The following is a 26,356-nucleotide window of genomic DNA, read 5'->3' as shown; positions in this document are numbered from 1 at the left end:
CGGCCCTTCAACTTCTTTTGTTGGCTCTTTTACTTCTTCTTTCGCTTCCGGTTTCTCTACTATATTCTGTATAACTTCACCACTAAACCATATACCAAGCCCGTAATACTCCGTTCCATCAAAAACAAAATCGTATTTCTTTTCTCCTGGAGTACTCCATACGATTGTACCCTCGTCCTCATTAAATGTGCCACTCTCACTTTTTAATGTAATATTCTCAAGCGGTTCCCCCTCCACATCATATACAGGGATTTTCACTTTTTGATTTACTTGTGCGTCATCTAAAAAAATTTTTTGCCTTCTAATATCAATTGTTGACCATTGAGACAGTTGTATAATTGGTCTTATATCCTGAATCTCATTTCCAGGAAGTTTTAAACTAATTAAATCTAACATCGAAGCAAAGATTGATATATCCTTAATTCGATTATCTGATAAATTTAACCATTGTAAATTTTTCAATTTACTTAATGGTTCAATATCCACCACTTGATTTCCTATTAATTCCAGTTCATTCAACATACTTATTTCACTAATTGCTTCTACACTACTAATTTCATTACTGTTCAATATTAATACGGATAGATTTTTTAATTGTTGTATTCCTTGTATAGTATCATTATTAATTTTATTATTTGAGGCTGTTAATTTTTTCAATGAATTAACTTTAAATAATGGTTCAATATTTTTCACATTATTATTGCTTATATTTAACTTCTCCAACTTCTCTAGTTTAGAAAATGGTTCAATATTTTCGATTTGATTATGTGCTAAACTTACAGATTTCAAACTTCTCAAATCCGAGATAAATGCTATATTTTTCAGTTCTAAGTTTTCTAACTCTAGACTTTCTAAATTCGACATATACTCTATGCCAGAAATATCTTTTATACCGTTACCCTGCCCATTAGTTATCTTAAATGTTTTAATCTTTAATAAATCTTCTTTCGTAATAGGGGCTTCTAAATCAGTTCTATTCAAATTATTTTTATTAATATATCGTTGTAGTTCCTTATCTTGAACAACATTCGTCCCCTCTTGATTTTTAACTATTTTTTGAATAACAGTTCCATTAAAACGTAATTTATTCTCTGAAGAACCTGTTTCTAAATTAAACTCATATGATTTTTCTCCAGGGCTGTCCCATTTTACAAAACCATTATTTTGTGTTCCCCCCTCGCTAATCCATTTAATACTTTGAAGAGATTCGCCATTTAAATCGTATATAGGAATTTTACTATCTTCATTTACTACGCCTTCATTCAAAAAGATTTTTTGTCTGTGAACTTTAACGACAAAACGCTTTCCAAACTCTTGAATAGGTCTTACATCAGAAATTTCATTTGCACTTAAATTAAGTTCGTATAAATTAGTTAGCCCACTAAGTGATGAAACATCCGAAATATAATTTTCTTCTAAATCAAGTGATTGTAATTTTTTCATTTTAGCTAGCGGTGTAATATCTGTAATTTCTGCATCACTCACTGCAAGGTTAGTAAGGCTCTCCATTCTACTAATAGATTCAAGATTAGTAATATTATTATTTCCAATCCATAATTCCTTTACTTTATTTAACTGTTCCATTCCTGTTAAATCACTAATATTATTATTAGCTAAATACAATTTACCGAGAGACGCCATTGTAAATAGCGGCTTAATATCTTCAATCTTATTACCGACTAAATCTAATACTCTAACTTTTTTCAATTTACCTAATGGCGTCAAATCAGTAATTTTATTATCTCTTAAAGAAAGAGTTTGAATTTTAGTCAGCCCAGCAATTGGCTCAATGTTTTCAATTCGATTAGAAAAAAGATCTAAAGACTTCAAATTATTCAAGTTAGCAATTGGTGATATGTCACTTACTGCAGACTCATTTAATGTAAACTTTTCTAAATTTACCATATGCTCTAAACCGGATAGATTATTGATGCCCTTCCCACCATATATGTCTAAGTTTTTAATTTGTAGTGCATCGGCTTTCGTTATTGGTGCATTTATATCTTTTCGACCTAAAGTATTTCTATTAATGTATTGTTGTAATTTTGTATCCACTACTATATTTTTTGTTTCTTCCTTTTGTTCTTCTTTATTTTCCTTTTGTTCTTTTGGAACATTGTTTTCTAAATTTAATGTATTTACTTCAAACTGCACTTGATACTTATTATCATAAGCCATTGTCGGAATATAAATGTGCATCTGCATATTGTATCTTTTCCCTAATTCTCCAACTTCAAATTGAATCACTTTCGTTCCATTTTTCTTTTTATCTTCTGATATTACTTTTACATCATGAAACACACCAGGAGTATGAATATCTTCTGTTTTCAAGTATTTGAAGAAATCACTATCACTTAACGTTGCCGTAATAATTTTCTTTCCATTCTCAATTGTTAATTTCGGATTTTTTATATAAACAGCCGCCATAGACTCTTCATTTGTTTTATCTTTATACGCTTTAATAACAGCGTCATATGTACCATCTTCTAAACCTTGGCCCGTTTTATTCGCCTCAATTGCTACTGCCGCTAAAGCAGGCGTTGAATACGTAGCAAATGGAAGTGATAACGCCGCAGCGATAATCATCGCATTTATATGTTTTCTTTTATTTTTTTTCAACTTTACATCTCCTCCAAAATATATAAATCTAAATGTAATCATATCTCGAATAAATGATAATGATTTTCATTATCATTGTCAACTAAAAAAATAAAAAGTTAACAAAAAAATACCCCCTTTTTAAGGGGGTTATGCCATTTTTTCTCCGGATTCTTCTTTAAAAAAGCTCTTCATCGCATGGAATACGTCTGCTTTTTGCTTTAAAATATAATATCTAAAATTCTCATCTTTAATATTTTTATAGGCTGACATGAGGGTACTATGGCGGTTGTACTGGTTCACTTCCCCATATCCAAACATATTACACTTCTTCATTAACTCTTCGACAAGCTTTACACATCTAGCATTATCTGATGTTAAATTATCACCGTCTGAAAAATGGAATGGATAAATATTATAGCGGTCTGGTGAGTATTTATTATCAATTAGCTCGAGTGCTTTTTTATATACAGAAGAACATATCGTTCCGCCACTTTCTCCTTTTGAGAAAAACTCTTCCTCTGGAACTACTTTTGCCTCCGTATGATGGGCAATAAACTCAATATCTACTGTTTCATACTTCGTTCGTAGAAATCGCGTCATCCAGAAAAAGAAGCTACGTGCCATATATTTCTCCCATATTCCCATCGATCCACTCGTATCCATCATCGCTAATACAACAGCTTTTGAATCTGGCTTTAATACTTCATTCCAAGTACGGAACTTTAAATCTTCTTGGTGAATCGGATGAAAAGATGCTTTACCACGCATCGCATTTCGTTTATATGCGGATATCATCGTTCGTTTCTTATCGATATTTCCCCATAACCCAGTCTTTCTAATGTCATTAAATTCAACATGTTCAATCCGGTTTTCATCTATTTCTTTTCTCTTTAAATTAGGCAGCTCTAATTCTTTGAAAAACGCTTGCTCTAATTCTAGAATAGAGACTTCAGCTTCATAATAATCTTCTCCAGCCGCATCCCCTGCTCCTTGCCCTTTTCCTGGTCCTTTTTGCTTTTGACCACCTGATCCATCTCTCGCAACGACATCACCAACTTTGCTGTCACCATTTCCTTGCCCAACGTGTTTGTTTTTATCATAATTGTACCTAATCTTATATTCATCTAAAGAACGAATCGGTATTTTTACAACATCCTTACCATTAGACATAACTATGCTTTCTTCTGTTACAAGATCGGGTAAATTATTCTTAATTGCCTCTTGTACTTTTTCTTGATGGCGTTGTTGGTCGTCATATCCTTTGCGATGGAGGGACCAGTTTTCCTGTGAAATCGTATAATTTGGTTGGTTTTCTTCACCCATTTCTTTCCCTCCTTACTGTAATTGTCTTCCCCTATGAACAGTAAGCTAGAAATTTTGTTTTATACTGTGCAAGCTAGAATGAAAGATAACTGCCCATCGAAATTCATCCCATAAACATATATAACGTTTTTCATATAATACTCCGAGCATCCTAAACAAAATTTTGCCACTCACATACTAGAAAGAAATATTCAGCCGTTGATAAGAAAGAAACACAATGCATAGTTGCACACATTTACACTTTGCAACATATTGTATTGTGTTGGCTTTTTTCGTATGAATGGTTGGTTACTCTATCATATGCATATTGTAAAAATAATTGACAATAAATTCATGAAATTGCATCTTAATTTATTACATTTGGACAAGGTATGACACTTTACACATATAAATGGATAATAAAACGCTGTCCCGCAAAATACAAGAGACAGCGTTTTGTTATCAAACTATCGGTTTAGCAGACTACCTACATAGCGTAATAATTCATTCGCAGATGAAGAATTATAGCCGTGCTCATCAATTAAGCGTGCAACAACATCATTGATTTTCTTAAGCTGATTTTCGTCTGGCGTTTTCGTTGATGTTGTAATTTTCACTATATCTTTTAAATCAGCAAATAGTTTTTTCTGAATCGCTTCGCGAAGACGCTCATGTGAATTATAATCAAAGCGTTTTCCTTTACGCGCATAAGCAGAAATGCGAATTAAAATTTCTTCACGGAATGCTTTCTTAGCATTTTCTGAAATTCCAATTTGCTCCTCAATTGAGCGCATTAGCTTTTCATCTGGACTCATTTCTTCACCTGTTAATGGATCACGTAATTTCGATTTATTGCAATATGCTTCAACGTTATCTAAATAATTATCCATAAGTGTCTTCGCTGATTCTTCATATGAATACACGAATGCTTTTTGTACTTCTTTCTTCGCAATTTCATCATATTCTTTTCTCGCTAATGAGATGAAATTCATATAACGCTCTCGATCTTCATTACTAATTGACGGATGCTGATCCAACCCGTCTTTGAGCGATCTAAGTACATCTAATGCGTTAATAGATGGTACCTCTTTTCGAATAATTGTAGAGGAAATTCGGTTAATAACATAACGAGGGTCAATACCTCTCATACCTTCATCTTGATATTCACGTTGCAGCTCCTCTACATCAATCGCATTATAACCTTCTACCGTTTCTCCATCATATAAACGCATCTTTTTAATTAAATCAATATCTGGACGCTTCGGATCTTTTAAACGAGTTAAAATCGTAAACATTGCTGCAACGCGAAGTGTGTGCGGTGCAATATGCACATTGGATACATCACTTTCACGAATCATTTTTTCATAAATATGTTCTTCTTCACTCACTCGTAAATTGTATGGAACTGGCATTACAATAATTCTTGAATGCAACGCTTCATTTTTCTTGTTTGCTATGAAGGAACGATACTCCGTTTCATTCGTATGCGCTACAATTAATTCATCTGCTGAAATAAGCGCAAATCTTCCCGCTTTGAAATTCCCTTCTTGCGTAAGCGATAATAAATGCCATAAAAACTTCTCGTCGCATTTTAGCATCTCTTGGAATTCCATCATCCCACGGTTTGCCTTATTCAATTCTCCATCGAAGCGATACGCTCGTGGATCTGATTCTGAACCATATTCTGCGATTGTTGAAAAGTCCAGACTACCTGTTAAATCGGCGATATCTTGTGATTTAGGATCAGACGGGCTAAATGTACCAATCCCTGTACGGCGATCTTCCGAGAAGAAAATACGCTCTACAACTACATCCTCAATTCTTGAACCATATTCTTGCTCTAGACGCATTACGTTTAGTGGCGATAAATTCCCTTCAATTCTAACTCCATACTCACCAAAGAAATCATCCCGTAAATGATGCGGAATTAAATGAAGTGGATCTTCATGCATTGGGCAGCCTTTAATTGCAAAAATTGCTCCTCGATCTGTTCGTGAATATGTTTCTAATCCTCGTTTCAACATCGTAACTAATGTTGATTTCCCTCCACTAACAGGACCCATTAATAATAAAATACGTTTTCTAACATCTAATCGTTTTGCAGATGGATGAAAATATTCCTCCACAAGACGTTCTAAAGCATCCTCTAATCCAAATAGCTGATTACTAAAGAAGTTATACTTTCTTCTACCATCTACTTCTTCGATTCCAGCATCTTTTATCATATTGTAAATGCGAGAGTGTGCTGTTTGAGCCACCCATGGTCTTTCCTTCACAAGCTCTAAATACTCCGCAAACGTACCTTCCCATTGTAACCGTTCTTCTGCTGCTCGATGCTGTTCAATCTTTTTTAGAATATCCATTATAGCTCCTCCCCCATCTCCTTGTTCAATCGGATTATTATAAAAGGTATGCTAGGATGTCCTTAAACATTCTTTAAATCAAAATGAAATATACAGTATTGCTATAAAATTCTCTCCAAAATTCAAAGAAAATTCTGTATAATATAGGTATTAAAGTTTTTACACCTCTATTCATTTTAAATAAATTCTTTTCTTCCAAGAACCTTACATACATTTTGATTCATATTTAAGATTCGTAAACTGAAAAATAGGAGGGATATTAGTATGAAATTATTATTAATTTTAGGTGTATCACTCACATTTCTTACAGCTATTTTCACATCTGGTTACAATGATAAACCCGGTACACATAAAAAGTGATGTGCTTCTTAGCACATCACTTTTTTTATCAATCATTTATAATACACATTTTCCACATCATATTTTGATAAAGGTCGGCTATAATAATAACCTTGCACAAACTTCACATTCTTTTCCTTCAAAAATTGTATTTGTTCCGCTTTTTCTACACCTTCTGCAATTACATTCAATTCCAAAGTATGAGCTAAATGAATAATTGCAGCTGTAATATTCGTATCACGTTCATCCACATGTATACCTTCCATAAAAGAACGATCGATTTTCAACGTATCAATTGGATACGTTTTTAAATAACTTAAAGATGAATATCCCGTCCCAAAATCATCTAAATGAATCTTTAAATTTTGTTCTTTTAATTGTAGCAATACCCTTTTCGATATGTCTTTATGCATAAGGGCCCCTTCTGTAACCTCTATCGCTAATAGATGAGCTGGTACATTGTACTTATGTAACGCCCGTGTAATCATCTCTATTAATGTAATCGAGCGAAAGTGCCTGGCTGAAATATTAACTGCAATCGGGACAACTTCATATCCTTTATTTAACCATTCACGTATTTGCCGACACACTTCATTTACTACCCATTCATCAAGCTTAATAATAAATCCTGTTCTTTCTGCTAGCGGAATAAATTGATTGGGATAGACAAATCCTAATTCTTTATTCTCCCACCTTATTAAAGCTTCCATACTCGCTATTTTTTTCGTTTCAATATTCATTTGTGGCTGATAATACAAGCAGAATTCATTTTTTTCTATAGCACGATGCAATTGGTTTTCTATTATAAATCTTTGTTCACGCTCACAATCTAATCCACTGCAATAAAACTGATAATGCCCTTTTCCTTTTTCTTTTGCTTTTTCCAAAGCAGCATCAACTCTTTGGAATAATATTTTTTCATCCTCTCCATCTGTTGGAGCCATTACAATTCCGATTGACGCACTTAAATAGACGTCCTCTTCTTCGATTACAAAATGTTCACTAATCTTTTTTAATATTCTTTTTGCAACTATCTCTACACGTTCTTTCGTTATATTTTCTATTAACATAACAAATTGATCATCGTGTTCTCTAAATAAGTGCATACCGTCTATTTGAAAACTGCTTAAACATTCTGTAACTTTTTGTAATACTTTATCTCCTTCTTTATGACCAAAAGTATCATTAATAAGGTGAAATTCATCTAAATCTATAAAAACAAGCGCAAACTCTGTATTATCATTTAAAAAAACATTTAACTTATTTGCACATGAAATTCTATTCATTAATCCTGTTAATTGGTCATAATAAGCTAAATATTCTGTTCGCATTTCATTCAATACTTGTCTTGTAACATCCCTCGTAACAATATATACCCCAACAATTTCGGCGTTCACAATAATCGGAATAGTTCTCAAAGAAATATAGAGCTCGTACCCTTCTTTATGAACATATTTCTTTGAAACAATTTGTTTTGCCCTTCCTTGCAGGGCTCCTTTAAATATGATTTGAAAATCTTTTTCATATTCCTTATTAATAAATTCAAAAATAAATTTATTATGTAATTCTTCATATCGATATCCAAATATTTCATACGTTGCTGGATTTGCATATGTAATTCTACCTATAGAATCTATAGATATAATGGAGTCATTATTATATTCTAATAACGACTTAAACAACATTTGTTTTTCCTCTATCTCTGCCTTTTCCTCAATCTGAGCTGTGATATCCCTCGTAATACAAATAATAAACTGACATACTCCTTCTTCGTCGAATACAGGATTAAGTGAAGATTCATAATGTAACTCACCCTTTGGTAAACTAACTACATCACAAAAGGTATGTGCTTTCGCTTCGCTCGCTACTTTTGCATATTGCACTCGCAATATTTCCGCCGTATCTTCTGATAATACTTCCGCAAACGTTTTTCCATAACATTCTTCGCCTAGCTTCGCGTAATCCATACCTATCTTATTTACATAAATATATTTAAAGGTTTCCTCATCCATAACTTTCACAATAAATACTAAATCTTGAATAACATGTAATAGTCCTCTTCTTATTAAATCCATATCTATCATACTTAAAAAGGTATTTTGATTATTATATTGTTCCTTCATATTTATCTCAACCCGTCTAATCTATTTTTATTCATATATCCCATTCTATATGAATATGTACCCTTTTTTAAATGTATGATTACATATTATTTTTATTTTTAGAAAAAAAGTCGCCATATGGCGACTTTTAATAAACAATTTCTAAATCTAATCCCGGATAATTTTGTTGACGGAATGCTTCATAAATTAAAATAGCTGCTGTATTAGATAAATTTAATGAGCGCACTTTATCAGTCATTGGAATACGTAAACAATGATCGAAATTTTCTTCGATTACATTAGCTGGTAAGCCGTTTGTTTCTCTTCCAAATACAAAATAGTAATCCTTCTCACGTTTGCTATAATCAAATGCTGTATGAGCTTTCTCGCCATACTTTGTTAAATAGAAGAATTCACCGTCTTTATTTTTCTCATAAAATTCTTCAATTGAATCATAATACGTAACTTTCACGTGCTGCCAATAATCTAATCCTGCACGCTTTAACATTTTATCATCCGTTGAAAATCCAAGCGGTCTAATCAAATGTAATTCTGTTCCAGTTGCTGCACAAGTACGAGCAATATTCCCTGTATTTGCTGGAATTTCTGGTTGATATAAAACAACATGTACTCCCACGCGATATTCACCTCTGTTTTTTGTCTACTACGTATTATACCACTTGAGCGAAAAATCTCTACCCATTAATAATATGAAAGAATTTATATTTCATTTGTGGTGTATATTTACTAGAATCTTCATAGTTCCAATAACGCCGACGGCTATTCGCTGAATGTGCATTTACAAGCGGCATACCATCTGCGTCTTTTGCTACTACAATCGTCGTATGATTCCACCTACCATCATCCTCGAAATCATAAGCGATGACATCACCAAGAATAAGGTCCTCTGGCCTTTCTACCGCTTCAGCTCGAAGCCCTGTTGTAGCACCTGACAAATACCAATAAAAAGAGTGTGCGACAGCCCAGCTCCAACTCCACTGATTCTCCCTTTGCCACCATCCTTTGCGAATATTAGGATATCCATTCATTGGTACTTCTCCAGTATGAAGACATTGAGAAATAAAATTCGTACAATTATCAGGGAAATTACGATATACAGGGTTTCGATCATCCCACCAACGCTCTGCATATTTAACTGCCTCTAAACGGTTGTACTGATAAGAACCGTACTTCTCTTTTGTAACTTCCCTTTCTAACGTCTCACTCATTCCAACTGCTTCTGGCACTTCAATAGCATAATCACCTATTACCCGGCTATTATTTAAACAAACTCTTCGTTTTAGTTGTTCCTCTTCGATATAAAATAATTCTTTATGCTTAATTAAATATTTAAAATGTATTTGATAATCAATTTCTTGATGATTGCTATTATTTAATTGTCTCATGAAAGAAACGTCCGCAGTTGCTTTCACTATATGTGCACTACGTTTTTGAAACAATTGTTTCTTTCTCTGTGCTATTTGTAATAAATCTTCAGCAATACCATCCACATTTGTTCGTTTCTCCGTTATATACCCTAAAAATTGTTGTACTTGCTTTTCAATATTTACTTTTACAACCATTTCGTCTCCCTCCCATATTACAATATGAAAAAGGGAGATATTATCTACTCTTTTTTCTGCGCTAACAATTCAAGTCCGCGATTCATTTCATGAATAACCTCTTCGTCTTTCTCACATTGCATCGCTTTTTCAATGGCTTCGCCCACGCCATCTCCACCAATTTTCCCAAGTGCCCATGCTGCCGTTCCGCGAAGTACCGGTCTTGGATCATCTTTCATAACACCTATTAAATCAGGAATTGCTGATGCTTCTTTAAAATGCGCAAGTGCCAAAATCGCATTTCGTTGCAACGGCTTTTTACCTCTCCATGAACCAGACATAATCCCATATTTCTCTTTAAAATCACGATTACTAATTGTTAAAAGTGGCGTTAATAACGGCTTAACTAACTCAGGATCTGGTTCCATCTCAGGGTGATTATGAAAATCCATTCCTTTATTTTTCGGACAAACAGTCTGACATGTATCACATCCATATATACGGTTTCCTATTTTGTCACGATATTCTTCCGGTAGGAATCCTTTCGTCTGTGTTAAAAATGCAATACATTTCTTGGAGTCTAACTGTCCTCCTTGTATTAAAGCACCTGTAGGACAAATATCAATACATTTCGTGCAGCTTCCACATTGATCTTCTATCGGCTGATCTGGTGGGAATGGAACGTTTGTAATCATTTCTCCTAAATATACATACGAACCAAATTCAGGTGTAATAATAGCGCAATTCTTACCGCTCCACCCAATACCGGCACGCTCCGAAACAGCTCGATCACTTAATTCACCCGTATCAACCATTGACTTAACTTCTATATCGGGAAGTTTTTCAATTAAATATGCTTCTAATTTTTGCAAACGATCTCGTAAAACAAGATGATAATCTTGTCCCCAAGAGGCACGACAAAAAATCCCGCGGCGTTCTCCACGCTTACTTAATGGTGCATTTTTTAATTTTGAAGGATACGCTAATGCAATCGCAATAATTGATTTTGCACCAGGTAGTAGAAGCTGTGGGTTCGTTCTCTTTTCTATATCAGGCTCTTCAAATCCAGATTGATAATTTAATTGTTGCTGCTGGATTAAGCGCTGTTTTAATTCCTCAAATGGTGAAGCACTAGCAAAGCCTATTTTATCTATACCAATTGTTTTACTATACGCAATGACATCTTGCTTTAATTGTTCAAAATCCATTCCTAATCGCCTCCTCAGATGAATCCATCCCATATGTAACGACTATATTGGTTAGTAATTCACTTTTGGAATACTATTCTTTACTTCTATTTTCGCATACAATTATGTTTTTCAAACATTAAAAAACGCAATGCCTCGTTTATCTTAGAAACGAAACACTGCGTTGATCACAATTTATAGAAAAACATTTAATAAAATTTGGAGCGGGTGAAGAGAATCGAACTCTCGACCAGAGCTTGGAAGGCTCTTGTTTTACCACTAAACTACACCCGCAAATATGAAATAAATATAAGATATTAGAATAACTTATGTAAAGTAGTATAGCATGTAAAAAAAACGGAAGCAAGAATTTTATCGAAAAAAGTCGAAAAAGTGATGAGTAGCTCATCACTTTTTCAATTCTTTATCAATCGCCTTCTTCATACTATCGAAATCAGGGTTTGCAAGATTTCCGTTGATATATACTGAAGGAGCACCTTGAACTTTTAATTTTTGAGCACGATCTGAATCTTTACGTACTTTTTCTTTCATTTCTTTACTGTGTAAATCCTTCTTAAATTGTTCTACATCAACTTTCGGAAGCTTTTCTTTCACAATGTTAAGAAGTAATTCTTCTGTAATCCATTCTTCCGTGTCTTTCTTTTGACTTTGATAAATCTCATCATAGAAAATCCAGAATGAATCTTGATCTTGTTTATAAATTGCTTCACCAGCTGCTGCACCTAAATCAGAGTCTTTTCCGATAAATGGGAAGTTAATAAAGTATAACTGCACTTTACCTTTATCGATATACTCTTCTTTTAATCGTGGTAATACTGTTACATCCCAAGTACGACAAGCAGGACATTTGAAGTCTCCAAATTCAACTACCTTAACTGGGGCATCATCTTTCCCTAAAGATTGTTGTGTGGAATAAGCAAACATCTCATTCCCTTTATCTTTTTTGTCATTTATGATGCTATACGCAATTGTTCCGATTACAATCAATACTGCGATAGAAAAAACTACACCAAGAGCCATGAGTTTATTTGATTTCATATACATTCCTCTTTAAATTCATATTCTGTATACAGCATTGTACACAATACACATAATATCAACACTTATATATGTCACGCAATGAACACGCTCACATAAATTACAAAAACACAATAATTGTGACGATATTGTGTCACAATTTGTCACAATTTATTCAAAAAAGGAAGCTCCTATGTAGGAACTTCCTTTAGCTTACTGCTTTTTCACGAGCACTATTTAACATCGACTGCTCTGTTTTTATATCATGACGAATTACTAACTTCTCACTAACTGCTTGCACATACTCATTATGATTGATATAGCCTTCTTTCTCCATTAATCTCAAAACGACATTTCGTCTCTCTACGGCCTTATCATAATTTTGTGCAGGTGAGTAATAAGCGGGTGCCTTTACTACAGCAGCCATCATTGCACTTTCAGCCAACGTTAATTGGCTCACCTTTTTACCGAAGTAAAGGTTTGCTGCTTTTTCAATTCCCCATGCTCCTTCTCCATAATAAATATTACTTACATACAATTTTAAAATTTCATCCTTCGTAAATGTACGTTCAATTTTTTTCGTATAAAAAATTTCTTTCCACTTACGAGAAAATGTACGTTCATTCGTTAAAAAAGCATTTTTGGATAACTGTTGTGTAATTGTGCTTCCGCCTTGCACAACACCACCAGCTTTTATATTCTCAACAGACGCTCTGACAATCGCTATATAATCTAAACCGTTATGATGATAAAACCTTTTATCCTCTGTCGCAATAAATGCATGTGTTAATGATTCTGGCACCTCTAACTTAGCCGGTACATGTAATTTACTAATATCACTTTGCTCGATCATTACATTTCCAATGAATAATAACGTAAAACTTAACAATAATAATAAAATAATGGCTTTATAAAAGAATTTAGTCATTGGATTTAATGCAACTTTTTGATGATAGTTCACCCTAGATAATACTCGTTCTTTCATCTTAAACACCTCTTTTCCACACAGCGTATAACTCTTACTTTAAGAATACCTTGTTGTAAAAAAATATCCCATCGATTTCTCTTACACGTACCTTACATCATTGTAAGGTATAAAGTGAAACTTTAATCAGCCCTCACCAATCGGGCTGCCCGGCAAATAGTTGGATAAAAAAGTATTGTATCACAGTCCTTTTTTATCTACTATTCATCTGAAATATTGAATATAGATTATGCTAAACCAATAACAGAGTATACCTTAAGCCTATACTTCCCTATTAAAACATCCTATTTTCATTATATCATCTACAAAATATATATTTGTAAGTATCTAGTAATCTAAATGTATACAATATATCATACATTATACAGAACAAACGTTCCTGAAATCAATACTAGCACTATTATTATTTTGACCTTTTTCTTAAACAGTATACAAAAAAGAGTAGTGATTTGATTGTATCTCAAACCGGCTACTCTTTTCTTTACAATCTACCTATTAAATTATATGGCTGCACTTCCCACGTTTCGTACGGAATACAATGTGTTGCTCTCATCGCATCAAGCGTTCTGGATTTCATATGAGGACGCGTTATATACTCATCTATATTCTCTTCATTTAAAGCAACAAATTTAGCCTCTTGTATTTCTTCAGGCTGAATTTGTATTTCACCGCTCACGTATGCCACTTTAAAAACAACACCTAGAATGTGCATGGAAGCATTATAATAAACTCCTGTAATACCGATAGGCTTCACCGTTAATCCTGTTTCCTCTTTTATTTCCCTACAAACAGCTTGATCGAGCGCTTCTCCTTCTTCCACCTGTCCTCCTGGCAACTCTCACGTATCCGATCGCCAATGTACTTTAGCTAATAACACTTCGTCTTTTTCATTTGTTAAATAACCTGCTACAGCAACGATATGCTTTGGTGTTTTATGTTCCATATTAAACCTCCTAGAAATAATGATTATTTCATATATCCCTATAAGCATATTCCCTGTCTAAAACAAAATACCTTTACTAATTCATCCTCTTAATTAACTTCATGAAAAAAAGCCCCTATCCGTTAAATGAATAGGGGCTTCTATCGTATTATTCTCCTAAGTCTACGTTGTGGTAAACTTGTTGCACATCTTCTAGATCTTCTAATGCATCAACCATTTTTTCAAATTGTACTTGAGCATCTTCAGGAAGTTCTACATCACTTTGTGCAAGCATTGTTAATTCTGCAACTGTGAATTCTTCAACACCAGCATCTTTAAGTGCAGATTGTACGGAATGGAATTGATCAGGTTCAGCATACACGATAACAGAATCTTCTTCTTCTAGAATGTCACGTGCATCAACATCTGCTTCCATTAAAATTTCAAGAACTTCATCTGATGTTTTACCTTCAAGACCGATAACAGCTGTCGCATCAAACATGTAAGCTACAGAACCGTTTACACCCATGTTACCACTGTTTTTGCTAAATGCAGCTCGTACATCTGCTGCAGTACGGTTTACGTTATTTGTAAGTGTATCTACAATTACCATAGATCCGTTTGGTCCGAATCCTTCATAACGAAGCTCGTCATAATTTTCTTCTGAACCGCCTTTTGCCTTTTCAACTGCACGATCAATAATTGTTCTTGGTACGTTGTATGTTTTCGCACGTTCTAATACAACTCTAAGCGCTTGGTTTGATTCTGGATCTGGCTCGCCTTGTTTTGCTGCCACATAAATCTCACGTCCAAATTTCGCGTATATACGGCTTGTATTTGCATCTTTTGATGCTTTTTTTTCTTTAATATTATTCCATTTACGACCCATACTTTCCACTCTCTTTCCCGTTTTAAATCTACATAAAAATATTAATATGAAATATAATGTGTATTCAACACATTTTTAAAAGAAATATAAAAAGTTCATTTTTGATTCATATTACAGACATAATATAAATTACTATCATTTTGTTCTTTCGACAAGTTATATTATACATGAATTTCTACATTTATTACGAATTTTAGAAGCACATAGTATAATTTAACAAAAAAGACTCTAACAGAAATGTTAGAGTCTTTTTATATCGCCGATACACATTTCTATAATATTCCTATAACTACTTTCTATTGTTATATAATAAAAACAGGAAAAAATTTGAAGAAAGATAGAGGGAGAATTATGACACATTCACATGAGAAAAAAGCACATGGTCTGAAAGGAATAGGAGAGAAGTTAAACCCAACTATCTATCAAGTGAGATTCATGAAATTAGATGAACCAATTCAATTTGAGTCGTTTCCTGAATTAAAGGAATTAGGAGATTGGTTGAGTACTTCAACGCACATGTGGGCGTGCCACTCAACTATGTACAAGTACAACAAAGAAGAGTTTGAAAAGAGGTTTTTAGAAATTACAAACTTAACCGTTGATAATGTACTAATATCTACTGGTGCTATCGGATTTAACTTCATGTCACCGGGGTGGAGAAGTTCTCTTTAGAGTGCTTAAAGAGAATATTGTATATACAATATTCTGCTGATATTTTATAGGATAATGTAATTAAGAGAATAAAAATGAATGTTTATTTTTATCCTCTTATTGTTTCGCAGTTTACTCACCGCACACTTTTTGTGCTTATTTTTTCGTGTAATGAAAACACAAAAAATCTCTATACAATTAGTATAGAGATTTTTATTACGCCGTTCATGATACCGATGGTCGGGGTCGAACCGACACTCCCGAAGGAACACGATTTTGAGTCGGTTTTTTCCGTTATATCATTAGTTATTATCATTTTTTTACAGTCATATTAAGTAATTCTACAGTTAATTGTAGGGTGTTACAGTTAGCCTGTTCACACGACTACTATATACTTTACAGTATAATTCTAGCAGACTAGATTTTCAATAAGTTTTTCTACTTTTCTTTTATATAATCATTATTATCTCTATACACCTGTTTCTAATGTAAGTTGGTAAGTATTAGAGGCTTTCCCCTGTCCAACTGTAACAGACAGTATACCCTGTTCTTTCAGTCCTTTTATTGCCTTTGATGTTGTATTACGATTAGCACGTAAATAATCCTGCAACTGGTTATACGATAACTTCACGGGTGCTTTATCCGCTTCTAATTCTTTCATAATATATAGTAACAATAGTTCTGTTTTATCTAAGTTAGTGCGTTTGAATAATGCCAATGTTAGCCTCTTCCCTTGTTCTATCATTTAACACTCATACTAATGGTGCCTTACACTTCATATAGTACATATTAATTACTATAAAAACAATAAAAACTTCTTCTTAACTGTGGGATAATATTAAAAAGACTTATGCGTAATTCACATAAGTCTTACTTTTGTTACTCATAATTAATTATTATTTGTCTTCGCAATCACATAAGCTAGAAAACAATTCTTAAAATGATGAACCAATAATGCACTACTCTAAAAAAATAGAATTGATATCTATTAAATATAATAATCAGGATTTTCTTCCATTTTTATTAAAAACTCTTCTAAAGAATCCTCTATTTTCGTTGACCCATAATATATAGGACATTGACCTAATTCATTTTCCTGCTTAAATTTAATTGTTAAAAAGCTAATCTCTGATACTTCAAAAAATACTAGTGATTCTTCATCATCGACATCGTCGAAATTAGGATTATATTCATAAATATCTTGTCTTAAACGAAAATCTGCAACAGAAAATGGGTCCATGAACCTGTTAATAAGAGTCTTATTAGTCTTTAAAAATCCATAGCCAATTTCCTCATAGAAACGTTTTAATTCTTTTGGGAATTGCATTTTCAACAAATCTTCTGCTTCTGCTATCTCTTCTTTTGGTAAAGGATAGAAAATAGGTTTTTGTTTAGAACGGACACTTCTGGCTGCTACAACATATTCTTTCAAAAAATTAAACATAATTTTTACTATCCCCTATTAAAGAAGGGTTATTTTTAACGCTTCCTCAAGCATTGTATTAAAATCATTATATGTGTTCATTACCGTACCTGATGGTTTATCAAGTTCTAAATAAGTACCATCAGATAAGTTTTTACAGAACCATGCTATATTTGAATCTCCAAGGAAAAGATACTCTTTTTGAAATTCATTTTCATACCAAATCTCATTGGTTTCTATAAGCCCGCAAATTGATTCGTCCCTTTCTGTATCTAACAAATAAGAGTCAACTCCGTAAAGTACCAGTCCATCAAAGTCTAAACCATTTACAGTTTTAAGAAACTCTTCGTATTCACTCGTTAAATCAACATTAAATTTCTCCTTTGCCTGTTCTCTTAATCTCTGAACTTCAGTATCCGTTGCGGGTGTATTCAGCCTATAATTAACACTTTTCAGTATATCTCCAATTTCCAAAATCATATTTTCCCACATATAAAAACCTCTTTCTAAGTGTATTTATTCTCCTTTAGGATGGGTATTATATTGGGTATAGACCAAATTATTTCTGCACTATCTCCATCTTGTAAGTGTCTAGTTAATGTAAACCATTGCTTCAACTTCTATCAGTTATTTTAGGACTTTCTTTTACATATTTGCCTCTGAATCCCATACCTCTACAAATTCAAAACCTTCTAAATCACTCTCTAAAACTACATTTCTAAATTCGTCAGACACTAAAACAGTAGAGGAGTGTAATCTTTGATTTAAATAGGTTTTAAATATTATCTGCCCCTCAACTATATTAGGTAAAAATGCGTATTTTTCGAAACCTATTATTAATCCTGTACTTAGTTTTTCAAAAACTGCTTTATTGTAGTCAATTGCATCAATTGTATTTAGAACGTTTATTAGGTAATAAACTTCACCTGTAACATCATGGGTTAGCGGAAGGAACTCAACATTATTACAAATTAGAGGTTCTAATACCTCTTTTGCTTTTCTACTAACCATTGGCGTGCCAAGTTCCCCCCAGAACATAGGACAATCACTATGGTTATCTCCTTCTACACATTCAACAAGAATTTCTCCCCATGAATCAGATAGCTTTATTGCCAAATCAATTTTTTCATCGAAATATTTTTTACGGTCTTCTTTCAAATTTAATAGTTGAAAAGATTTATAGTTATCAAATAAGCTTTTTAATTGCCAAATTTTCATACCTTTTACTCCTTTATAATTCAATTAGTAAAACAATTAAGATTATTTAGGTTGATTTAGTTTTAAACTACCGTCCAATAACCTTTCTCTTATATTCTGCAAAGCTGCAACTGCATCTGCTTGATTACCCCCAAAGCGTTTAACTTCGCTTAATACTCTGTATACTTCTCTTATATACTCTGGACTATGATTACCTATATGTAATGCTTCAGTAGTTACATAATCGTTCACTTTATATGGTAAAAATACCCCATTAGCAGCAGAATCATGATGTATTCCAAACTCTTCTAATAGTTCTTGTACCTGTGCCGCCCTTTTATCATTCCAAGGTCCTATGTGATGTGCCGCATTAGGATATGGCGGTGGTTCAATTCCTGCTTCTTTAAGTTCTGCACGTAATTTTTGAGATGCTGTATACGAATCGGGATAATCATTTTTGACATCTACCCTATCAAGAACTTTATCTGCATAATCCTTTATTACTTCTTGAACATCTTTGACCCTACTTCTTCCACCAGTTTTGGAAAACATAAATGTATCACGGGCTTCTTGTAACATTTCAGAAGCTTTTCTCTGTGCACTTCCAAAGCCACTAGCACCTGCGAATGCAAAGCGTTCTGTCAATGGTAATTTATTCGCAACAGAAGAGATTCCTGTAGAAAACTTTGCTAGATTTACACCTTCACCGAGTGTAGTTACTTTCCCTACTGTGCTTATCCCTTTATCCCCAATCCATCCTAACCCAAATTCCATAAAAATACTTGTTCCCCACTTTGTACCACTTTCTAAATCACCATGCCAAACATCATTCATAAATGAATCCGAAAAAGTATTACACATAGTATATGCCGTCTCTAGAGGGTGACCTATAGCATACTTGATATTTTCTTTTGTTACTGTATCGTCTAGTGAATTGAATCCTTCTACAATCTCTCCGATAACTTGCCCAGAACCAACGTATATACCGTCCCAAACTTTTCTAAGCATAGATTTTTCAGGGGAGGTATCATCATACATTTCCTCTTCTTTGATATTATCATCTGATAAATTGTCATTTAGAAGATTGCTAGCTTGGCTTGCCCTCTCTTCTCCAATAGCTTGAATAGAAGTTGTCCACTCCATATTCAACCCTTGCGTACTAAATGTACCACTTGCAGGACTAAAACCTTTTCCACTTTGAACTTCCGCCAAACCTGTCGCAATGCTAACAGCTAGTTGGAGTGCCGTATCATAATTACTACTAGAAGTAGAATTAAATTCATATAGATGTTCTAATTTTTCTTGCAGTTTTTTCCTCATGACAGTAAAAAGATTCGCCATAGCGTCCATACCTGGGATTGGCATAGCTTGACTGATGGCTTCCATACTTACTTTCATTCGGTCAATTTCTCGAATTTGTTCTAATATTTCTTGTTCGATTACATCTGTGGAAGCGACTTGTGATTGAAATTGACTTGGAAAAGCATCATTCTGACGAATTAACTCTTCACACAGATAAATGATTCCGTGTGCTAAAGGACGAAAGGTTTGTACAAAAAATGATTTTGCACTGCTATAAGTTTGTCCTTGTAGAACAGTATCAATTGCAAAGGTGTCAATCGACTGAATGACTTGTTCCATACCTTGAATGGTAGCGTTACATACAGCATTCATGCTTTGAGTTTGACTTTGTACTTCTCCCAAATACATATTTAAACTCATGAATTGCCCTTCCTTCTTTATACAGTATTTTATAAGAAAATTATACCATGTTAAATTACCCCACTGTATCAAGTGTTTGAATTTACTAAACACAATGAATTAATGAATTTCTTCTTTTAAAATAAAATTGTCAAACAAATGTTGAGAAATACCGAAATTTAATTTCCATTATATTCTATTCTTGTTATCATTTAATGTAAGACTATTCAGAAAAGGAAGGGATTATATGCATGTTCCAGTGAAGGGGAATGAACAGATTTCAAAGTTATTTAATGACTGGTATCAAGCTATACTACAACATCAAAATATTCAAGCAACAAACTTAAAACAAGAAGTTGAAGATAAGCTTTCCAATATAAAAGAAGATAAAAATTTATTATTATACTATTCATTATTAAACTTTAGATATAAAGTGCTAACCGATGGACTTAACATTACAAAAGACAGCTTTAATGAAATTAACTCCTTTGATATACCTGAAAATAGCTTTCTAACTTATTATTATCACTTCTTCAAAGCTATTCACAGCACAATTCTTGCAGACTACAATGAAGGTGGGAAACATTTTGAAAAAGCAGAAAAACTTTTAATGTATGTGCCTGCCGAAGTAGAAGAAGCAGAATTTAATTATAGGTTGGCATCTTTCTATTACCAAACTTATAAACCCCTACCATCTATTTCATATGCTAACAAAGCAAAAGACTTTTTCAGCAAAACTAACTGTTATAACATTAACATTGCTTTATGCGAAAACGTTCTAGGATTAACGTGTATTCAGATAAGACAATTTGAACAAGCAGAAGAACATTTAAATAAAGCGATTGACATTGTTAAAGAGATTAATAACAATGAACTACTGTTACGTATTAGAAATAATTTAGGTTGGTTATACGCAAATCAAAACCTTTCAGATTTAGCTATTCGTCATTTATCAGAAGTTACAGAACATCTTCCAAACCATTATAAAGCTATATTCTTACAGGCTAGGGAATATTATAAATTGGGCGAACACAACAAGGTTAATACACTAATTGAAAAAGGACTTGCAGCTTGTACTAAGATAGAAAATAAGGAATACGTGCACCGTTTTAATATCCTGAAGGAAATGAATAATGGTTCTGATTCTCTAACGTTGGAAAGTATTATTTTAGAAGGAATTTCTTACTTCGAAGCAGAAAATTTAACACGTTGCGTACAAGAATATACGGAACTATTAGCAACTATGTTTTATAAGGAAGAGAACGAGAAGAAAGCAAGCAAGTATTTTTACATGAATAATGAAGCAAGAAAGAAATATGAAGAAAAAGGGGCGTTAGTGTAATGAAAAAACTTAAAACAGCACTACTTTTATCGGTTACGGCATTTAGTTTCTTAGCAATGGCTGAGGGTGACACACCTGCACCACAAAAGCCTGGCTTAGCGTATAGTCACGGTCATACTGGTGGTTCTCCTGAATATACACATGGAGAAGGTTGGTCTCCATCTTACACACACGGAGAACCATGGGGTATAGCTGATGGTAACACTGGTTCACCTGCTTATGACCACGGACGACCACCAATACCACAAAAACCTGACTTAGTTTAAAAACAATAAAACAATTTAATGAAAGAAAAAGAACGTCACCCTTAAAAGTGCGTTCTTTTTTATCTAACTTTAACTTTGAAAGGACTGAATACAAAGTATGTTTGATGGAATATCTATTGAAATAATAAGCAAGTTTTCACCTGTTATTGTTGCTATAATGGGGATTATTACAGGGGTTTTCATGTATACCAGCAACCAATTTATATACATAATGACAACTAATTCACTGGATAAGCAATTTAGGGATAGGTCTAATCAAGCCAAACTACAATTTTGGTTCTATATCATAGGAATATTCTTTGTAACTATATTTTATTTACTCTATACAGCCATTATTTATCAGAATTTATATGGATATAGTCACCGTCTTAGAACTAACACCCATTTCCACTTCTAGTTGCTTATTAGATGGATAAGCATAGCCGTACTTCTCGCTATGGTAGCGTACCAGTGTCATATAAAGATAAACGTCTGTGTGCGTAATCAATTCCAGTTGTACGTAATTCATAATATCGGCTGGGAAGCGTTCGAAGTTTTCCTTAATGTGTTCCTTTGCTAGTTTCTTCGTTCCTTGAATTGTCGTCATATTAGTTCCTCCTTTTGTTTGTAACCTTGCAAAAAAAGGTTACAAAAAGGTAGTACCGAATAAGGACAAAATAAGGACACGCATGTATGTGATTAATAAAAAAAAGAAGGCTAACTGCAAAAACGGCTGCCTTCACTATCTCATGTTATTTATTTTGTTTTACCTTCAGCTTTGTCTTTTGCTTCTTGCTGTAATTGCAATCCTAATGAAATGGAAGCAATGGGGGACAAGTTTTGCAAAAGGGAAGTATCACCGCTTCTTATTTTATCTAGCACTTCTTGGCTGTATTTCATTACTATTCGCCCCCTTCTTGTCCATAGTCACGAATAATAAAGCTGTTACTCTTAACAGTGTTATTACCTTTCGTAGCTTCTAAGAAGTGGGAAGGCATAATCTGAAGATATCCAATTTCTAATGGTGTTGACGTCTTATTTGTTTTATTCTGGAAGTTGTAAACTTCAGTGACCGAACTATCACCAGCTAAACAATCGTATACGTCATGTTCAAATTCTTTTTGTTCTGATTCAAGCATTTTACTAACGTCCGCTACACAGTCCATTACGTCAGACAATGCCACCCGTACAGCCCTATTCATTTCCTCATTAAAAGTAGCTAGTAACTCACTTCTGTCTTTATCAATAGCTTGTGCAACTGCTGGGGCGTGCTTTAATCTTACCTGTGTTGTACGTTCCTTAGTTTCTTCTAAAAAGAAATCTAGTGCTTGCAGTTCTTTTGATAAATGTTCCTGTTCATTTTGAAGATAAATACGTTCACCAATTTCAAAAGTTGCTTCCATATCAACAAGTACTTTTGTTAATTGTAACTGTTTTTCTGCCTTCTCCTTCTCAATACTAGCAGCATACTTTTCAATTTCTTCCATATCTTTCTGAAATGCTTGAACAGCTTTCTTTGTATGACGATGCGGCTTATAACCTGCAATTACTTTGTCCAATTCTTCACGATTAATTTTAAATAGCATTTGTATTTTCCCCTTTCGTTTGTACCTGCTGTTTCTTAGCAAGCATTACAGCTTGTATAGCTACTTTCGTTTCTTTTATGCTAATGGCTGTTTCCTTTTCAATAGTTCGTAAATTAAATAACTTATCTAACAGGGCATTTGCTTTGCTGTCCAACTCTTTAGCGTTATAACCCTTACTTAAAATAGCTGCACATAATCTTTCCACTTTCTTTGTCATACCTTGTAACCACGTCTAGCCTTAATTTCCATAAGTTTTTTATAAGATTCTATTTCATAGCGGTCTATACGATATGCCCTCACCAGTTCACGTACACGGGCGTAAACGTTGGGGCTGAAGTCCTCATATTTTCCGTTTTCATAGTCACTAATCATCTTTTGACTGACACCTAACTTTGCAGCAGCAGTAGTTTGGGTAATGTTCCTACTCAAACGGATATAGCGTAGCATTTGTGGTTTGATTTCAGGTTTATAAGGTAAGTTTTTATATTCGTTTCCAATCATTATTAAATCCCCCTTGTATTCATTAGTTGTATTAATTCCTTTTCTCCTTCTGCTGCTAAAAAAAATAACCCATACATCAAATGACATAAGGGCTACTTACCAAAAGCACAACTTAAAGGAGAATGAGTTTAGGAGAAAACAAAAAACCACATACATGAAGTATGCGGTCTAATAAGTTCCCCTATATTAATGTGTGTGAAATAGGGTACTTTTACAGGTATATTTTAGAATTATTTTGCATTTTACACTAGGCATAGACAGGTTTCCTGTTTACCCTTCTGTCAGGTTGCTTTTTCCATAAAATTAATCACTGAGATTGGCATTTCTAGGCGATTAACTTTTGTTTTATGTATAGCTGCACTACTAATCTTCTTTAAATTACTTTAAAAATAAAAAAAGAATGTAGATTATCTCTACATTCCCTTTTCAAGTTGCTATATGTTCATTAACAGTTGTCTGATAAATTCAATTGCCACACCAGAAATGATAACATCAAAATCAACATGAAAATACATTTCCGTTGTATCTGAATCCTTCTTGTAGAAGAATTTAAACATATACAACCACCACCTATTTATACAGCGTTTTCGATATAAATTAAAATCCCTTTATAATTCTAAACGGTTAATGGTTGAATGAACCTTCTATATTATCTCAAATTATTCCTAATCAAATAAGCATTTCCATATTATTTTTTTCTATAATCCTAACTTTTATTTTATAAATTCCTTAACCAATCCTCACGTCTTTTTTTCAACTCCACTTTACTAGCTGATTCATTACCGTCAACATTTCCAATTGGATTGAATAAGTTAATAGCATATAGTTCATAAATCTTTCTGTCTTTTCTATCACAATAAAGAACATCAGTAGAATGAAACATATGATAAAATCTCTTTGTAGTACTACTTTTACCAGCCATATGTTTAGTAAGCCTCTTCTTTAAATTCAAAGACTCTCCAATATAAACAATTTCCCCATTTGAATCTCTCATAAAATAAATTCCTGAATCTGAACTAACTTTATGAATTTCTGATACGGGGATACTCAAAGAACACTTAGGAATCTCAATGTTTATCAAAATTACTCCTCATTTCCAATCCACTTTTCTTTATAACCTGATTCTATGATATACTAAATAGAAACGTCTATATCCTGTTCTCTTAATAAATTAAGAAACGCTTGTAACTCATTTAAATAATATTTAATGGTAAACGGTCTAAGATTTCTTAATTCACAGTCCTTCACAAACAAAGTGATAGCTTCATCAAACGTTTCAACATAAGATTTACTTTGTTTTTTAATAACAGCTAATTCATTTTCATCTAAAGTGTTTTTTCTTCTAGCCAAAAGTTAACCACCTTTCTTTACCTGTGAACACGACCAATGAATACGATTTTAAAAGTGGATTTTTCAAGCAAAATTACCCCTGAAAACAAAAAAAACGCCTTCCTACAAAACTGTAGAAAGACGTTTTAAACGTTGCTATTACTTAATTCTTCTGTAATTCACGATAACCATTTAACGATACCGATGGTCGGGGTCGAACCGACACTCCCGAAGGAACACGATTTTGAGTCGTGCGCGTCTGCCAATTCCGCCACATCGGCACAAAAGAAAGGCGGCAACCGGATTTGAACCGGTGGTAAAGGTTTTGCAGACCTCTGCCTTACCACTTGGCTATGCCGCCATGTTAAATTTTATTGGAGCGGAAGACGGGATTCGAACCCGCGACCCCAACCTTGGCAAGGTTGTATTCTACCACTGAACTACTTCCGCAAAAATGGCTGGGCTAGCTGGATTCGAACCAGCGCATGACGGAGTCAAAGTCCGTTGCCTTACCGCTTGGCTATAGCCCATCGAATTCTTACTTAATTATATGTAAGTATCAATTAGATTATTTGTAATTTTAAAAATAAAAATGGGGCGACTGATGGGAATCGAACCCACGAATGCCGGAGCCACAATCCGGTGCGTTAACCACTTCGCCACAACCGCCATGTTGTGTAAATATATTTGGCAGGGGCAGTAGGAATCGAACCCACACTGGAGGTTTTGGAGACCTCAGTTCTACCTTTAAACTATGCCCCTATGTAAATGGTGGAGGGGGGCAGATTCGAACTGCCGAACCCGAAGGAGCGGATTTACAGTCCGCCGCGTTTAGCCACTTCGCTACCCCTCCGAAACTTACATGGTGCCGGCTAGAGGACTTGAACCCCCAACCTACTGATTACAAGTCAGTTGCTCTACCAATTGAGCTAAGCCGGCGTATATTATTAAGATAAATGGTGGCTCGGGACGGAATCGAACCGCCGACACGAGGATTTTCAGTCCTCTGCTCTACCGACTGAGCTACCGAGCCTTATTAAAATGGCGGTCCCGCCCGGGGGCGACCCGGCGATCTCCTGCGTGACCGGCAG

25 protein-coding genes, 10 tRNA genes and 2 pseudogenes are annotated in these 26,356 nt (G+C 34.0%); 3 read left to right on the top strand and 34 right to left on the bottom strand.

What is annotated here, in order from left to right; translation table 11 throughout:
• The 12 genes and pseudogenes from DN392_RS29385 to DN392_RS29330 form a co-directional block, all read right to left on the bottom strand.
• On the bottom strand, positions 1-2,619 hold a 2,619-nt coding region (locus tag DN392_RS29385; protein ID WP_142292477.1), incomplete at its 3' end, for a leucine-rich repeat domain-containing protein.
• Between the two features lie 129 nt (positions 2,620-2,748).
• A complete protein-coding gene (gene yhbH / locus DN392_RS29380) occupies positions 2,749-3,924 on the bottom strand; it encodes a sporulation protein YhbH (protein ID WP_000503501.1) in 1,176 nt (391 codons plus the stop codon).
• Positions 3,925-4,370: 446 nt separating this feature from the next.
• Positions 4,371-6,266: a PrkA family serine protein kinase gene (locus DN392_RS29375; protein WP_000353275.1), complete on the bottom strand. Its 1,896-nt coding sequence runs from the start codon at positions 6,264-6,266 to the stop codon at positions 4,371-4,373.
• A gap of 392 nt (positions 6,267-6,658) precedes the next feature.
• Positions 6,659-8,728, bottom strand: coding sequence for a sensor domain-containing protein (locus DN392_RS29370; protein ID WP_000664288.1), 2,070 nt, complete (start codon positions 8,726-8,728; stop codon positions 6,659-6,661).
• Positions 8,729-8,855: 127 nt separating this feature from the next.
• Complete coding sequence (gene trmL, locus DN392_RS29365) at positions 8,856-9,344, bottom strand: tRNA (uridine(34)/cytosine(34)/5-carboxymethylaminomethyluridine(34)-2'-O)-methyltransferase TrmL (protein ID WP_000538149.1); 489 nt, start codon at positions 9,342-9,344, stop codon at positions 8,856-8,858.
• Between the two features lie 58 nt (positions 9,345-9,402).
• A complete protein-coding gene (locus DN392_RS29360; protein ID WP_000260689.1) occupies positions 9,403-10,290 on the bottom strand; it encodes an amidase domain-containing protein in 888 nt (295 codons plus the stop codon).
• A gap of 44 nt (positions 10,291-10,334) precedes the next feature.
• Positions 10,335-11,477, bottom strand: coding sequence for a tRNA epoxyqueuosine(34) reductase QueG (queG, locus tag DN392_RS29355; RefSeq protein ID WP_061673521.1), 1,143 nt, complete (start codon positions 11,475-11,477; stop codon positions 10,335-10,337).
• 199 nt (positions 11,478-11,676) lie between these two features.
• A tRNA-Gly gene (locus tag DN392_RS29350) sits at positions 11,677-11,750 on the bottom strand.
• A 114-nt stretch (positions 11,751-11,864) separates the two neighbouring features.
• Positions 11,865-12,515, bottom strand: a complete 651-nt coding sequence (locus DN392_RS29345) for a DsbA family protein (protein WP_000841324.1) — start codon at positions 12,513-12,515, stop codon at positions 11,865-11,867.
• Positions 12,516-12,702: 187 nt separating this feature from the next.
• The gene (locus DN392_RS29340; RefSeq protein ID WP_000664710.1) at positions 12,703-13,479 is read right to left on the bottom strand and encodes a transglycosylase domain-containing protein; all 777 of its coding nucleotides are present in this window, start codon (positions 13,477-13,479) and stop codon (positions 12,703-12,705) included.
• A gap of 481 nt (positions 13,480-13,960) precedes the next feature.
• Positions 13,961-14,422: pseudogene (locus tag DN392_RS29335) on the bottom strand (NUDIX hydrolase).
• 148 nt (positions 14,423-14,570) lie between these two features.
• Positions 14,571-15,290 carry a YebC/PmpR family DNA-binding transcriptional regulator gene (locus tag DN392_RS29330; RefSeq protein WP_000532975.1) on the bottom strand — a complete coding sequence of 240 codons (720 nt, stop codon included), beginning with the start codon at positions 15,288-15,290 and terminating at the stop codon, positions 14,571-14,573.
• A gap of 351 nt (positions 15,291-15,641) precedes the next feature.
• Between DN392_RS29330 and DN392_RS29325 the strand changes: the two genes are divergently transcribed.
• A complete protein-coding gene (locus tag DN392_RS29325) occupies positions 15,642-15,962 on the top strand; it encodes a DUF3884 family protein (RefSeq protein ID WP_000149728.1) in 321 nt (106 codons plus the stop codon).
• A 448-nt stretch (positions 15,963-16,410) separates the two neighbouring features.
• Here DN392_RS29325 and DN392_RS29320 read toward each other — a convergent pair whose 3' ends face one another.
• The 5 genes from DN392_RS29320 to DN392_RS29300 all read right to left on the bottom strand — a co-directional run bounded on the left by DN392_RS29320 (position 16,411) and on the right by DN392_RS29300 (position 20,283).
• Complete coding sequence (locus DN392_RS29320; protein WP_105589967.1) at positions 16,411-16,659, bottom strand: GntR family transcriptional regulator; 249 nt, start codon at positions 16,657-16,659, stop codon at positions 16,411-16,413.
• A 270-nt stretch (positions 16,660-16,929) separates the two neighbouring features.
• Positions 16,930-17,385, bottom strand: a complete 456-nt coding sequence (locus tag DN392_RS29315; RefSeq protein WP_003187223.1) for an SMI1/KNR4 family protein — start codon at positions 17,383-17,385, stop codon at positions 16,930-16,932.
• Between the two features lie 18 nt (positions 17,386-17,403).
• On the bottom strand, positions 17,404-17,856 hold the full coding sequence (locus DN392_RS29310) for a YrhA family protein (protein WP_061673523.1): 453 nt from the start codon (positions 17,854-17,856) through the stop codon (positions 17,404-17,406).
• A gap of 153 nt (positions 17,857-18,009) precedes the next feature.
• Positions 18,010-18,582 (bottom strand): imm11 family protein, encoded by a 573-nt coding sequence (locus DN392_RS29305; RefSeq protein ID WP_002138281.1) that lies wholly within the window; start codon positions 18,580-18,582, stop codon positions 18,010-18,012.
• Between the two features lie 42 nt (positions 18,583-18,624).
• Positions 18,625-20,283 (bottom strand): AHH domain-containing protein, encoded by a 1,659-nt coding sequence (locus DN392_RS29300; protein ID WP_061673525.1) that lies wholly within the window; start codon positions 20,281-20,283, stop codon positions 18,625-18,627.
• Between the two features lie 226 nt (positions 20,284-20,509).
• Here DN392_RS29300 and DN392_RS29295 point away from each other — a divergent pair, with 226 nt between their 5' ends.
• Together DN392_RS29295 and DN392_RS29290 are read left to right on the top strand one after the other, a co-directional pair.
• Positions 20,510-21,604, top strand: a complete 1,095-nt coding sequence (locus DN392_RS29295; protein ID WP_064473698.1) for a response regulator aspartate phosphatase — start codon at positions 20,510-20,512, stop codon at positions 21,602-21,604.
• Positions 21,604-21,870, top strand: a complete 267-nt coding sequence (locus tag DN392_RS29290) for a DUF2790 domain-containing protein (protein ID WP_003193464.1) — start codon at positions 21,604-21,606, stop codon at positions 21,868-21,870. Before DN392_RS29295 ends, DN392_RS29290 begins: the two co-directional genes overlap by 1 nt.
• A gap of 346 nt (positions 21,871-22,216) precedes the next feature.
• On the opposite strand, the gene DN392_RS29280 is transcribed toward DN392_RS29290, so the two are convergent.
• The 17 genes and pseudogenes from DN392_RS29280 to DN392_RS29210 form a co-directional block, all read right to left on the bottom strand.
• Positions 22,217-22,456: a helix-turn-helix domain-containing protein gene (locus DN392_RS29280; RefSeq protein ID WP_064057384.1), complete on the bottom strand. Its 240-nt coding sequence runs from the start codon at positions 22,454-22,456 to the stop codon at positions 22,217-22,219.
• A gap of 149 nt (positions 22,457-22,605) precedes the next feature.
• Entirely contained in the window at positions 22,606-22,749 is a 144-nt protein-coding gene (locus tag DN392_RS30605) for a hypothetical protein (RefSeq protein WP_165502248.1), read from the bottom strand.
• A gap of 2 nt (positions 22,750-22,751) precedes the next feature.
• A complete protein-coding gene (locus DN392_RS29275) occupies positions 22,752-23,435 on the bottom strand; it encodes a metalloendopeptidase (RefSeq protein ID WP_088321586.1) in 684 nt (227 codons plus the stop codon).
• Entirely contained in the window at positions 23,425-23,652 is a 228-nt protein-coding gene (locus tag DN392_RS29270) for a hypothetical protein (RefSeq protein WP_061673274.1), read from the bottom strand. Before DN392_RS29270 ends, DN392_RS29275 begins: the two co-directional genes overlap by 11 nt.
• On the bottom strand, positions 23,649-23,936 hold the full coding sequence (locus DN392_RS29265; RefSeq protein WP_061673275.1) for a helix-turn-helix domain-containing protein: 288 nt from the start codon (positions 23,934-23,936) through the stop codon (positions 23,649-23,651). The genes DN392_RS29270 and DN392_RS29265 overlap by 4 nt, the downstream gene beginning before the upstream one ends.
• Before the next feature lie 434 nt (positions 23,937-24,370).
• Complete coding sequence (locus DN392_RS31040; protein ID WP_255309558.1) at positions 24,371-24,493, bottom strand: hypothetical protein; 123 nt, start codon at positions 24,491-24,493, stop codon at positions 24,371-24,373.
• Positions 24,494-24,654: 161 nt separating this feature from the next.
• Positions 24,655-25,017 carry a GIY-YIG nuclease family protein gene (locus DN392_RS29260; protein ID WP_061673276.1) on the bottom strand — a complete coding sequence of 121 codons (363 nt, stop codon included), beginning with the start codon at positions 25,015-25,017 and terminating at the stop codon, positions 24,655-24,657.
• Between the two features lie 56 nt (positions 25,018-25,073).
• Positions 25,074-25,286, bottom strand: a pseudogene (locus tag DN392_RS29255) (tyrosine-type recombinase/integrase); the annotation flags it as partial.
• A 178-nt stretch (positions 25,287-25,464) separates the two neighbouring features.
• Positions 25,465-25,546: transfer RNA gene (locus tag DN392_RS29250), tRNA-Leu, on the bottom strand.
• 9 nt (positions 25,547-25,555) lie between these two features.
• Positions 25,556-25,626: transfer RNA gene (locus DN392_RS29245), tRNA-Cys, on the bottom strand.
• 14 nt (positions 25,627-25,640) lie between these two features.
• Positions 25,641-25,715 (bottom strand) — tRNA-Gly (locus tag DN392_RS29240).
• A gap of 5 nt (positions 25,716-25,720) precedes the next feature.
• Positions 25,721-25,795 (bottom strand) — tRNA-Gln (locus DN392_RS29235).
• Positions 25,796-25,858: 63 nt separating this feature from the next.
• Positions 25,859-25,934: transfer RNA gene (locus tag DN392_RS29230), tRNA-His, on the bottom strand.
• 19 nt (positions 25,935-25,953) lie between these two features.
• Positions 25,954-26,027: transfer RNA gene (locus tag DN392_RS29225), tRNA-Trp, on the bottom strand.
• 7 nt (positions 26,028-26,034) lie between these two features.
• Positions 26,035-26,118: transfer RNA gene (locus tag DN392_RS29220), tRNA-Tyr, on the bottom strand.
• Between the two features lie 10 nt (positions 26,119-26,128).
• Positions 26,129-26,204: transfer RNA gene (locus tag DN392_RS29215), tRNA-Thr, on the bottom strand.
• An 18-nt stretch (positions 26,205-26,222) separates the two neighbouring features.
• Positions 26,223-26,298, bottom strand: a tRNA-Phe gene (locus tag DN392_RS29210).
• Positions 26,299-26,356: the final 58 nt, after the last annotated feature.

The organism is Bacillus sp. BB51/4, from assembly GCF_008368845.1.
Lineage (GTDB): Bacteria > Bacillota > Bacilli > Bacillales > Bacillaceae_G > Bacillus_A > Bacillus_A wiedmannii.
This window is presented reverse-complemented; position numbering and strand designations above follow the sequence as displayed.

Coding starts and splice junctions, on each gene's coding strand:
- DN392_RS29305 (WP_002138281.1), bottom strand. CDS start 18,582: ATGAAAATTTGGCAATTAAAAAGCTTATTTGATAACTATAAATCTTTT.
- DN392_RS29295 (WP_064473698.1), top strand. CDS start 20,510: ATGCATGTTCCAGTGAAGGGGAATGAACAGATTTCAAAGTTATTTAAT.
- DN392_RS29300 (WP_061673525.1), bottom strand. CDS start 20,283: ATGAGTTTAAATATGTATTTGGGAGAAGTACAAAGTCAAACTCAAAGC.
- DN392_RS29330 (WP_000532975.1), bottom strand. CDS start 15,290: ATGGGTCGTAAATGGAATAATATTAAAGAAAAAAAAGCATCAAAAGAT.
- DN392_RS29345 (WP_000841324.1), bottom strand. CDS start 12,515: ATGAAATCAAATAAACTCATGGCTCTTGGTGTAGTTTTTTCTATCGCA.
- DN392_RS29340 (WP_000664710.1), bottom strand. CDS start 13,479: ATGAAAGAACGAGTATTATCTAGGGTGAACTATCATCAAAAAGTTGCA.
- DN392_RS31040 (WP_255309558.1), bottom strand. CDS start 24,493: ATGTTTAAATTCTTCTACAAGAAGGATTCAGATACAACGGAAATGTAT.
- DN392_RS29375 (WP_000353275.1), bottom strand. CDS start 6,266: ATGGATATTCTAAAAAAGATTGAACAGCATCGAGCAGCAGAAGAACGG.
- DN392_RS29360 (WP_000260689.1), bottom strand. CDS start 10,290: ATGGTTGTAAAAGTAAATATTGAAAAGCAAGTACAACAATTTTTAGGG.
- DN392_RS29265 (WP_061673275.1), bottom strand. CDS start 23,936: ATGATTGGAAACGAATATAAAAACTTACCTTATAAACCTGAAATCAAA.
- DN392_RS29325 (WP_000149728.1), top strand. CDS start 15,642: ATGACACATTCACATGAGAAAAAAGCACATGGTCTGAAAGGAATAGGA.
- yhbH (WP_000503501.1), bottom strand. CDS start 3,924: ATGGGTGAAGAAAACCAACCAAATTATACGATTTCACAGGAAAACTGG.
- DN392_RS29280 (WP_064057384.1), bottom strand. CDS start 22,456: ATGACGACAATTCAAGGAACGAAGAAACTAGCAAAGGAACACATTAAG.
- DN392_RS29370 (WP_000664288.1), bottom strand. CDS start 8,728: ATGAAGGAACAATATAATAATCAAAATACCTTTTTAAGTATGATAGAT.
- DN392_RS29275 (WP_088321586.1), bottom strand. CDS start 23,435: ATGCTATTTAAAATTAATCGTGAAGAATTGGACAAAGTAATTGCAGGT.
- DN392_RS29310 (WP_061673523.1), bottom strand. CDS start 17,856: ATGTGGGAAAATATGATTTTGGAAATTGGAGATATACTGAAAAGTGTT.
- DN392_RS29315 (WP_003187223.1), bottom strand. CDS start 17,385: ATGTTTAATTTTTTGAAAGAATATGTTGTAGCAGCCAGAAGTGTCCGT.
- DN392_RS29290 (WP_003193464.1), top strand. CDS start 21,604: ATGAAAAAACTTAAAACAGCACTACTTTTATCGGTTACGGCATTTAGT.
- queG (WP_061673521.1), bottom strand. CDS start 11,477: ATGGATTTTGAACAATTAAAGCAAGATGTCATTGCGTATAGTAAAACA.
- DN392_RS30605 (WP_165502248.1), bottom strand. CDS start 22,749: ATGAAATACAGCCAAGAAGTGCTAGATAAAATAAGAAGCGGTGATACT.
- DN392_RS29270 (WP_061673274.1), bottom strand. CDS start 23,652: ATGACAAAGAAAGTGGAAAGATTATGTGCAGCTATTTTAAGTAAGGGT.